Origin of the sequence: Nostoc sp., from assembly GCF_036917135.1 — a bacterium.
GTDB lineage: Bacteria > Cyanobacteriota > Cyanobacteriia > Cyanobacteriales > Nostocaceae > Nostoc.
This window is the reverse complement of record NZ_JBALEA010000014.1, coordinates 1-9769: the sequence shown is the minus strand read 5'-3', so window position 1 is coordinate 9769 and position 9769 is coordinate 1. Positions and strand designations below refer to the sequence as shown.

7 protein-coding genes are annotated in these 9769 nt (G+C 44.7%); 3 read left to right on the top strand and 4 right to left on the bottom strand.

Features of this window, described 5'->3' with window-relative positions:
* Nucleotides 1–301: 301 nt before the first annotated feature.
* Nucleotides 302–991 (bottom strand): tRNA (guanosine(37)-N1)-methyltransferase TrmD, encoded by a 690-nt coding sequence (gene trmD, locus V7K50_RS03900; RefSeq protein ID WP_334957452.1) that lies wholly within the window; start codon nucleotides 989–991, stop codon nucleotides 302–304.
* Nucleotides 992–1535: 544 nt separating this feature from the next.
* Between trmD and V7K50_RS03895 the strand changes: the two genes are divergently transcribed.
* Nucleotides 1536–2399 (top strand): cyanophycinase, encoded by an 864-nt coding sequence (locus tag V7K50_RS03895; protein ID WP_334957450.1) that lies wholly within the window; start codon nucleotides 1536–1538, stop codon nucleotides 2397–2399.
* Between the two features lie 429 nt (nucleotides 2400–2828).
* On the top strand, nucleotides 2829–5534 hold the full coding sequence (gene cphA / locus V7K50_RS03890) for a cyanophycin synthetase (protein ID WP_334957454.1): 2706 nt from the start codon (nucleotides 2829–2831) through the stop codon (nucleotides 5532–5534).
* A gap of 57 nt (nucleotides 5535–5591) precedes the next feature.
* On the opposite strand, the gene tatA is transcribed toward cphA, so the two are convergent.
* From tatA to V7K50_RS03875, 3 genes are all read right to left on the bottom strand, one after another.
* A complete protein-coding gene (tatA, locus tag V7K50_RS03885) occupies nucleotides 5592–5765 on the bottom strand; it encodes a twin-arginine translocase TatA/TatE family subunit (protein WP_094348761.1) in 174 nt (57 codons plus the stop codon).
* A gap of 288 nt (nucleotides 5766–6053) precedes the next feature.
* Nucleotides 6054–7136 carry a DNA-methyltransferase gene (locus V7K50_RS03880; RefSeq protein WP_334957448.1) on the bottom strand — a complete coding sequence of 361 codons (1083 nt, stop codon included), beginning with the start codon at nucleotides 7134–7136 and terminating at the stop codon, nucleotides 6054–6056.
* 371 nt (nucleotides 7137–7507) lie between these two features.
* The gene (locus V7K50_RS03875) at nucleotides 7508–8911 is read right to left on the bottom strand and encodes a serine/threonine protein kinase (RefSeq protein ID WP_334957446.1); all 1404 of its coding nucleotides are present in this window, start codon (nucleotides 8909–8911) and stop codon (nucleotides 7508–7510) included.
* A 94-nt stretch (nucleotides 8912–9005) separates the two neighbouring features.
* On the opposite strand from V7K50_RS03875, the gene cbiT reads away from it, so the two are divergent.
* Nucleotides 9006–9608, top strand: coding sequence for a precorrin-6Y C5,15-methyltransferase subunit CbiT (gene cbiT, locus V7K50_RS03870; protein ID WP_334957444.1), 603 nt, complete (start codon nucleotides 9006–9008; stop codon nucleotides 9606–9608).
* The last annotated feature ends 161 nt before the right edge of the window (nucleotides 9609–9769 follow it).

Below are 9769 nucleotides of genomic sequence, written 5' to 3'. Positions count from 1 at the left end.
TTAGTCATTAGTCATTAGTCATTAGTCATTAGTCATTAGTCATTAGTCATTAGTCATTAGTCATTAGTCATTAGTCATTAGTCATTAGTCATTAGTCATTGGGCATTAGTCATTGGGCATTAGTCATTGGGCATTAGTCATTGGGCATTGGGCACTTGTACTGAATTTCGACTACGCTCAACTACCGCGAAGCCGTTGGCGCAGCCTCTCGTAGAGAAGTATTGGGCATTGGGCATTGTTTATAGTAGTTATTCTCAATACTCCCTCATCTCCCTCGTCTCCCCCTACTTCCCCTCTCCCCCTACTTCCCCTCTTCCCATTTCTCCACAAGATCAGGGCGGCGATCGCGGGTTTTTTGAATTTGTTGTTCATAACGCCACCGGGCGATCGCGGCATGATTCCCACTGAGCAAGACACCAGGCACTTTTAAGCCGCGAAAATCCGCAGGACGAGTATATTGGGGATAGTCCAACAATCCTTCCTCAAAACTTTCTGCTGTGAGAGATTCCGTTTTGGCAACGGTTCCGGGTAATAGCCGCACTACACCATTAATCAAAGCCATTGCTGGAATTTCTCCGCCAGTGAGAATAAAATCACCTAAAGACACCTCACGAGTTACCAAATGTAGCACCCTCTCATCCACTCCTTCGTAATGCCCGCAAATAACTACTAATTGGTCATAATTTGTCACCAATTCTTTCAAAAGAGGTTGATTGATTGTTTGACCCTGCGGACTCATCAAAATTATTTCTCTTCGGGGTAGAATTGGCAGCGACTCCACAGCACTAAAAATCGGTTCTGGCTTCATTAGCATCCCAACGCCGCCGCCGTAGGGTTCATCATCTACTTTTCGGTGCTTGTCAGTGGTAAAGTCCCGTGGATTAACCAGATGCACTTCGGCAATCTGTTTGGCTAAGGCTTTACCCAGCAGCCCAGAATTGAGAACAGAGTGAAAACAGTCGGGAAAAAGCGTAACTATATCAAAGCGCACAGTTATTCGTATTCGAGGACACTAATCTTAAATTTGAATGTCTAGCAAACACCATCAAGCCAAGGTCGGGTCAAACTCCAGTTAAACTTTATCAATAGTATCTAAAACTACCAGACCTCTTGGATTTTAGATGGGATCAAAAGTTTTTCTAATTACTTAATTTATGTTTAAATGTTGTCACAAGTACATTTAAATTAATAATCATATCAAGTTAACAACTTCCAGGATGCATCGAACCAGCCTCAGAAACAAGCGTAGTCTTAACTGCTCGTGCCCAACCCTAGAGTGGGAATCTAGCCCCCAAAGACTATTTTTCCCTGCTGCAAGTGGACAGGTGAAAACAAGGCGCTGGTTTTGAGGAACGGGAACGGACACGTTTAGACTGAAGGCAACGCGAGCGTGCGTTAAGCGAGAATTTGGAGAGTGCCTGACCCAGTTCCAAACTTCCAAAAAGTGTCCTCTCAAAGAAGTAAAGTGCAAAAATCATGGCTGCTTCTGAACCTTGTTAAATTCACCTGAGAGTTGTTGACAGGAGAAACACAATATGCCGCAATTACAAGCTAAATCGCTAGAAATGAGGACACCCCAAGCAACTAAAACCGCCGTTCTGGTTATCGGAGGCGCAGAAGATAAGGTTCACGGGCGCGAAATCCTAAGAACTTTTTTTGGACGTGCTGGTGCTAGTAAGGCTTATATTACAATTATTCCATCTGCCTCTCGCGAACCCGCCATCATCGGTGGTCGGTATATTCGCATTTTTGAAGAAATGGGTGCCCAGAAGGTAGAGATTTTAGACATCCGCGAACGGGAACAGTGTGAAGCCTCACAGATCAAAGCATCCTTAGAAGCCTGTAGTGGGGTATTTTTAACAGGAGGAGACCAACTGCGTCTTTGTGGCGTATTGGCAGATACGCCAGCAATGGAAATTATTCGCCAACGGGTGAGGGCAGGGCAACTGACATTAGCCGGTACCAGCGCCGGAGCAGCAGTAATGGGGCATCACATGATTGCTGGCGGCGGTAGTGGAGAAACGCCAAATCGTTCCCTGGTGGATATGGCAACGGGTTTAGGATTTATTCCTGAAGTCATCGTTGACCAACACTTTAACAACCGGAATCGGATGGGGCGACTGATTAGTGCGATCGCAGCTCACCCCGATCGCTTAGGTATTGGCATTGACGAAGATACTTGTGCGGTGTTTGAACGTGATGGTTGGCTACAGGTTATGGGTAAAGGCAGTGTTACCATTGTCGATCCCACCGAACTCACCCACACCAACGAACCCCATGTCGGTGCTAATGAACCATTAACCGTGCATAATTTACGTCTCCATATCCTCAGCTACGGCGATCGCTTCCACTTGTACCAGCGCACTGTATTGCCTGCTGTACACCGGCTCTCCAGCTGACGAGGTAGAGTATCTGAGGTTACACTGTGTTGACCGCAAATTTTAGATTTGGGATTTGGGATTTTTAGATGAAAAGAGCTTTTCCTGCGTCATTCGTCAGAAAGTTAGCGAAACAAATCTCAAAGATCCTGGTTTTGCAGCGTACCATTCTCCCAACTCAGATTAGCTACGCTATCGTTAATCTAAATAATTAAGGGAGCTAAGTACCTTTATAGTCTCTTTCAATCCAAAAAACCCTCGATAACTTGCTAACGCTACGCTATCGTCAATCTAAAATCCAAAGTTGGTTGACCGCACATTTATTTCTTACCGTAGAAAAATGATAAGAATACCATGTAAAAAGAAAAAACTGTTTGCAATGAACAGTTTAGCGGTCAATTACAGTAAGAAACTAGAATTTTGGTTCCGAATCTCCATCTACCTATTCCCATGAGAATCCTCAAGATCCAGACCTTACGCGGCCCAAACTATTGGAGCATTCGACGCCACAAACTGATCGTCATGCGCCTCGATTTAGAAACCCTTGGCCAGACGCCCTCCAATGAAATCCCTGGCTTTTATGAAGGATTAGTTGAGGCGCTGCCGAGTCTGGAGGGTCACTATTGTTCACCTGGCTGTCGTGGTGGTTTTCTGATGCGAGTCAAAGAAGGCACTATGATCGGTCACATAGTGGAACACGTAGCCCTAGAACTCCAGGAATTAGCAGGGATGCATGTCGGCTTTGGTCGCACCCGCGAAACTGCCACACCCGGAATTTACCAAGTCGTGATCGAGTACCTGAATGAGGAAGCGGGACGCTACGCTGGACGAGCCGCAGTCAGGTTGTGCCAGAGCATCGTTGATCGAGGCCGTTATCCCAAGGCAGAACTAGAGCAAGATATCCAAGACCTGAAAGACTTCACCCGTGAGGCTTCTTTGGGCCCTTCCACCGAAGCGATCGTCAAAGAAGCAGAAAAAAGAGGTATTCCCTGGATGTCTCTGGAAGCCCGCTTTTTGATTCAGCTAGGCTACGGCGTGAACCAAAAGCGGATGCAAGCCACAATGACTGATAACACCAGCATTCTGGGCGTAGAATTAGCTTGCGATAAAGAAGCCACTAAACGCATCCTCGCGGCAGCTGGTGCGCCAGTACCCAGAGGTACAGTGATCAACTTCTTAGACGATTTAGAACAAGCCCTGGAATTAGTTGGCGGCTATCCCATCGTCATCAAGCCTCTAGATGGCAATCATGGACGTGGGATCACCATTGATATCAGAACTTGGGAAGAAGCTGAAGCCGGATATGAAGCTGCCAGACAGGTTTCCCGGTCAATTATTGTCGAAAGGTATTATGTTGGGCGCGACCATAGGGTATTAGTGGTAAATGGCAAAGTAGTCGCAGTCGCCGAACGCGTCCCGGCTCATGTCATTGGCAACGGCAGATCAACCATCGCCGAACTGATTGAGGAAACAAACCTTGACCCAAATCGCGGTGAAGGACATGATAACGTCCTAACCAAGATTGAATTAGACCGCACCAGCTACCAGTTGCTAGAAAGGCAAGGCTACACCCTAAATAGCGTGCCACCCAAAGGAACCCTTTGTTATCTCAGAGCAACGGCAAACTTGAGTACAGGTGGTAGTGCGGTAGACCGTACCGATGAAATTCACCCAGAAAATCTCTGGTTGGCACAACGGGTAGTCAAGATTATCGGTTTGGATATCGCCGGACTCGATATTGTGACCACGGATATTAGCCGTCCTCTGCGGGAAGTTGATGGCGTAATTGTCGAAGTTAACGCCGCTCCCGGTTTCCGAATGCACGTTGCTCCAAGTGTGGGCATTCCCCGCAACGTCGCTGGCGCAGTGATGGATATGCTGTTTCCCAACGAGCAATCTAGCCAAATTCCCATCCTTAGCATCACGGGTACTAATGGCAAAACCACCACTACCCGCCTACTAGCACATATTTATAAACAGACAGGTAAAGTAGTAGGTTATACTACTACCGATGGAACATATATCGGTGATTACTTAGTAGAAGCTGGCGATAACACAGGACCACAAAGTGCCCACGTCATCCTTCAAGATCCCACAGTAGAAGTAGCAGTGCTGGAAACGGCTCGCGGTGGCATTCTCCGCTCTGGATTGGGCTTTGAAGCCGCAAATGTAGGTGTAGTATTAAATGTAGCCTCAGACCACTTAGGAATAGGCGATATAGATACCATTGAGCAGCTAGCTAACCTCAAGAGCGTAGTAGCGGAAGCTGTATTCCCCGATGGCTATGCGGTACTCAATGCCGACGATCGCCGCGTCGCCGCCATGTCAGAAAAAACCAAGGCTAATATTGCTTACTTCACCATGAACCCCGACTCGGAATTGGTGCGAAAGCACATTCAAAAGGGCGGAGTAGCAGCAGTGTATGAAAATGGCTATTTGTCAATTGTTAAAGGTGATTGGACACACCGCATAGAAAGAGCAGAAAATATACCTTTAACAATGGGCGGACGTGCGCCGTTTATGATTGCCAACGCTTTAGCTGCAAGTTTGGCAGCATTCGTGCAAAACGTCACAATTGAGCAAATTCGGGCTGGTTTGAAGACTTTCCGGGCTTCAGTTAGTCAAACACCGGGACGGATGAATCTATTTAATTTAGGCAACTACCACGCTTTGGTAGATTATGCCCACAACGCAGCCAGTTACGAAGCTGTAGGTTCCTTTGTGCGGAACTGGACTACAGGACAACGGATTGGCGTAATTGGTGGTCCAGGCGATCGCCGCGACGAAGACTTTGTGACTTTGGGTAAACTAGCAGCACAAATTTTTGATTACATCATCATCAAAGAAGACGATGACACACGGGGACGACTACGGGGATCAGCCGCCCAGTTGATTATTCAAGGCATCACCGAAGTTAAGCCTGATAGCCGCTATGAATCAATTTTGGATGAAACCCAAGCGATAAATAAAGGCTTAGACATGGCTCCTGATAATAGTTTGGTGGTAATTTTGCCAGAAAGCGTGACTCGCGCTATTAAGTTAATTAAGCTACGTGGTTTAGCGAAGGAAGAGACACACCTACAAAATCCTGGCACAACTGTTGTCGATTCCCAAAATGGGATCACACCTTCTTCTGTTGTTAATACCTTGCTGTAGCCAGGATCAGGAGGAGCTAACGGACTGACTCCTGTATTCTGACTGCTTTAATTACAATTACTGTTTTTCTTCTTCCTGATTGGTTTCCTCGCTGGGAGTTTTCATCTCTTCCTTAAAACCTCGTAGGGTTTTGCCCAGTGCGGTTCCCAGTTCAGGAATTTTTTTGGGGCCGAAAATTAGAATAGCGACTATGCTAATTACAGCTATTTCTGGCCATCCCAGTCCAAACATATAAATTTCCTCTAAGGCTTCTGTAATTAAATATAAACATTGATGGCTCAAATCCAATGAGTTCGCCACTGATCAGCGCTCGACACTCGTGCAGAGACAGGGTATAAATAAAATCAATAGAAATATAGCACTTCTCGTTTGTATGCAATACACTCTGACCTCTCTCCAAATCTCTCTCCTAAAAGGAGAGAGGCTTTGAATCTTACCCCCCAACGAATTTTGTACCGCATCTGAGTGGGAACCGCTATAAGTACTTAAAATAATAGCTAACTACTTTTCAAACAACCTCTAAAACAGTCCCAACTGTACTGATTTGTTCTTATCAACATTTTCTGTTGCTATTGGTGGTAAATCTCCTGGAGGTTCAACAACCAAAGGAGCATTTTCTTCAAATCTCAGTTTTGAGCTTCTAATGTAGTCTTCATCAATCTCAAAAGCTAACCAGCGTCTTTGTAAAGTTTCTGCAACTCGACCTGTCATATTAGAACCAGCAAAAGGTTCTAAAACAATATCGCCTGGTTCTGTACAAAGGTTGATGACAAACTCTGGTAAAGCTTGAGGGAATCTTGCCGGGTGTGGCTTAAAACCTTCTTGTTTGCAACGCCTTTGGTAATAATCGTTGGAGGCAGTATTCGAGGCAGAAATCACATTTACGGGCTGGACTACATCTTCAAATAAAGTTTCTTGTATAAGAGTCTGTTGCCCTATTTCTTCTTTATCTATACTACAACGTCCATCAATAATATTCGGGGGGATAGCTCCTCCCCTGTCCTTGCCAAATTTATCGGAAATATCATGGCCTGATGGTCTAACTCTAGGTTTATAACCATTCTTAAGAAGGTTTTTCATCGCATCACTATAAGGCTTTAAAACTCTTCTGTTATTAGCTTTAGGATGCGGTTCTTTTGACAGCCACCAAATTGTATTTACCGAATCTTTAACTCTTTCCCTGCGAATTGTTACCCATTCGGCAGGGGTGGGTAGTTTTGCTGGATTATACCAATACAATTCTTGTGCAAGATAAAATCCAAGTCCACCTTTTTCTTTGGCTTTGCACAAAGCAACAACCAGTTCAAAATGATAAAGAGAACGAACTGGCATTCCTTTAATCCAACTGCCACCAATATCAATAACTAGTGAGCCTGTTGGTTTAAGAATACGATAAAACTGGGTCGCATAATCTTTAAACCATTCAACATATTCCTCAGCATCAACATTTCCGTATTGTTTTTTACGAATCAATGCAAATGGTGGAGAGGTACAAATTAAGTCGATACTTTCGTCGAGAATACCTGCCATTAATTCTAGGCTGTTTCCCAAATAAGCAGCACCAAATTTTGTTTCGTAGTAAGGGTTACAATTAAGTCTCATCTAAACTTTGTTAGTACATTTGTACAATCTATGAAGACAGTATCATCCATAAAAGCATAAGTTTTCCAACTATTAGCTATTTTTTTTGATCAATTTGCTAAATGAATATGGGTAATGTGCCAAGTATCTGCGATCGCAATAGTACATACAGCACTTTGCAAGTAAATGAAGTACACTCTTCCCTTGAATTACCCCCCTTAATCCCCCCGATATATTGGGGGGAAATAGCAAATATAGTTCCCTCCCCGATATATTGGGGAGGGTTAGGGTGGGGTATGTTTCTAGCTCACCAACTCGCAATAGGACATATTTGATATTTGAGTATGGTCAAGGCAAAATTGGATACCTGGAATCAGCGATGATGAGCGCCACTAACTTCTAATTTGATTGGTAATTGGCAAACCTAACCAATCGCTTAATTCACCGGCTAGCCATTCCAGTTCTGTTTCGGATTTAATACCGCCATCGCTGACGCCAACCTGATATTTTTGTACTCCTGACCAAATATATAATTGTGCTGGAACGGCAACTCTAGTGTCTTGAGAGCCTTTAGTAAAGTGTTTTGGAATGTAAACCAGCTTATTGATACTTTGTCTTGGCGATGGACGCGGACGATAAAATTTCCAACCAAACAACTCCCAGGTTAGGGTAATTTGTTCTGCATTCAGGCGCAAGCAGATGCGTCCAAACACATTAAAGATAAATTTATACACCATGAAACAGCCAGCACCCCAAAAAGGAAGTGAGAACAAGGCAAAGGGGATATTGGTAGGAAAAGGTGCCGAGAGTGCGCCAATTGTCCAAAAGAGGATAAATGAATTCCAGGCGATCGCAAATAAACCTGTAAATACTATTGATGGATCAAAACCAGCAGGTGGAACGATAATTTCTAGAGAATCCCCATTTTTGGTTAGTTGAATCTTACTCCCATCTGGTTTGCCAACAACTAAAGTAGGCAGGTTTGTCGGTTGTGGTTTCTCTAAAGCTGCCAGTGCAGCACTCGCAGAACTCAAACGCCGTTCTAAACTGGGTTCAATCATCCACTTTAACCAATTGCTAAAGCTGGGACTCAGATTAGCCCCTTGTTCAAACTGAATGCGAAAATCCTTTTGGGGTAAATCGGCTGGGTGAGTACCCGTCACTAAATAAATTAAGGTTGCACCTAAACTATAAAGGTCTGATGCTGCAACAGTGCGTCCGCCAAATTGCTCCTGTGGCATATAGCCATAGGTTCCTACCACAGTTCTTGTGCCGATTTCTGTGGCGAGGACTGTCTGAACCGAGCCAAAATCTACTAAATAGAGTTGACCGACACTATTCCCAGAGCGATCGCTCAATAAAATATTGCTAGGCTTAATATCACGGTGAATTACAGGCGGATACAGCCCATGTAGGTAAACGAGAATCTCTAAAAGTGCTTTGGCTATCTGTTTGACTTCAGCTTCGGTAAAAGTCCGCCCAGTTTGTAAGCATTGCTCTAAAGTTTGTGCGGGAATATAAGTTTGTACTAGAGCAAATCCTTTGATGGTAGGTAAATCTACCTCAAAATAGTTTAAATAGCGCGGAATTGAGGGATGTGCTAGGTTTTTTAAAGTTTCGGCTTCCCGCTCAAACAGCTTTAGATCATCCCACTCAAAGTCACTACTAAAAGAAAGTAACTTGATAACCACTAATTCCTGAGTTTTCAAGTCACGAGCTAATAGCGTCCGCCGCCCTGCTTTTTTTCCTAATAGCTGCTGAACTTCGTAGCGTTTGCCGAATACTTCACCAATCATTATCTTTTCTTATAATGCTACGGTTGAAAAGTTTTTATAGCTTATCGCTTTTCAATTTGGCAAATCCATATCTTTAGTATAATTGCGTAATTCTATGCCCTCCCAACTTTGGCCTTATATTACCCCTGGTATTCCCGATGAGTTGTTTGAACATTTGCCAGGAATTCCCCTGAGTCAGCGAGAAGTCCGACTGCTATTGATTGCCCAACTACAGCTAAAATCAGATTCCGTATTGTGGGATATTGGCGCAGGGACAGGTACAATTCCGGTAGAGGTGGGGCTATTGTGTCCAGGTGGAAAGATTATTGCTATAGAAAGGGATGAAGAAGTAGCTAATCTGATCAAGCGTAACTGCGATCGCTTTGATGTGAAAAATGTCGAAGTTGTTGAAGGTAGTGCCCCAGAGTGTTTACATAACCTCAAGGTTGCCCCTCACCGCGTTTGTATCGAGGGAGGACGCCCCATTCAGGAAATACTACAAGCTGCTTGGCATTATTTGCCACCATCCGGTCGGGTTGTAGCCACAGCTGCTAATCTAGAAAGTCTATATGCTATTTCCCAGAGCTTTTCTCTGTTAAGGGCTAGAAATATTGAAGTTGTCCAATCTGCGGTTAACCGTTTAGAGACGCGCGGCTTTTCTCAAAGCTTTACCGCCGTTGATCCCATTTTTATCCTCAGTGGTGAGAAACTGGATTAGGGAATGGGGGATTGGGGACTGGGGACTAGGGACTAGGGACTAGGGACTAGGGACTAGGGACTAGGGAGGGACTAGGGACTAGGGACTAGGGACTAGGGACTAGGGACTAGGGACTAGGGACTAGGGACTAGGGACTAGGGACTAGGGACTAGGGACTAGGG

What these genes read in the sequence shown, in the direction of transcription:
- V7K50_RS03895 (WP_334957450.1), top strand. Translation starts at nt 1,536, where the DNA reads ATGCCGCAATTACAAGCTAAATCGCTAGAAATGAGGACACCCCAAGCA.
- cphA (WP_334957454.1), top strand. Translation starts at nt 2,829, where the DNA reads ATGAGAATCCTCAAGATCCAGACCTTACGCGGCCCAAACTATTGGAGC.
- tatA (WP_094348761.1), bottom strand. Translation starts at nt 5,765, where the DNA reads ATGTTTGGACTGGGATGGCCAGAAATAGCTGTAATTAGCATAGTCGCT.
- V7K50_RS03880 (WP_334957448.1), bottom strand. Translation starts at nt 7,136, where the DNA reads ATGAGACTTAATTGTAACCCTTACTACGAAACAAAATTTGGTGCTGCT.
- V7K50_RS03875 (WP_334957446.1), bottom strand. Translation starts at nt 8,911, where the DNA reads ATGATTGGTGAAGTATTCGGCAAACGCTACGAAGTTCAGCAGCTATTA.
- cbiT (WP_334957444.1), top strand. Translation starts at nt 9,006, where the DNA reads ATGCCCTCCCAACTTTGGCCTTATATTACCCCTGGTATTCCCGATGAG.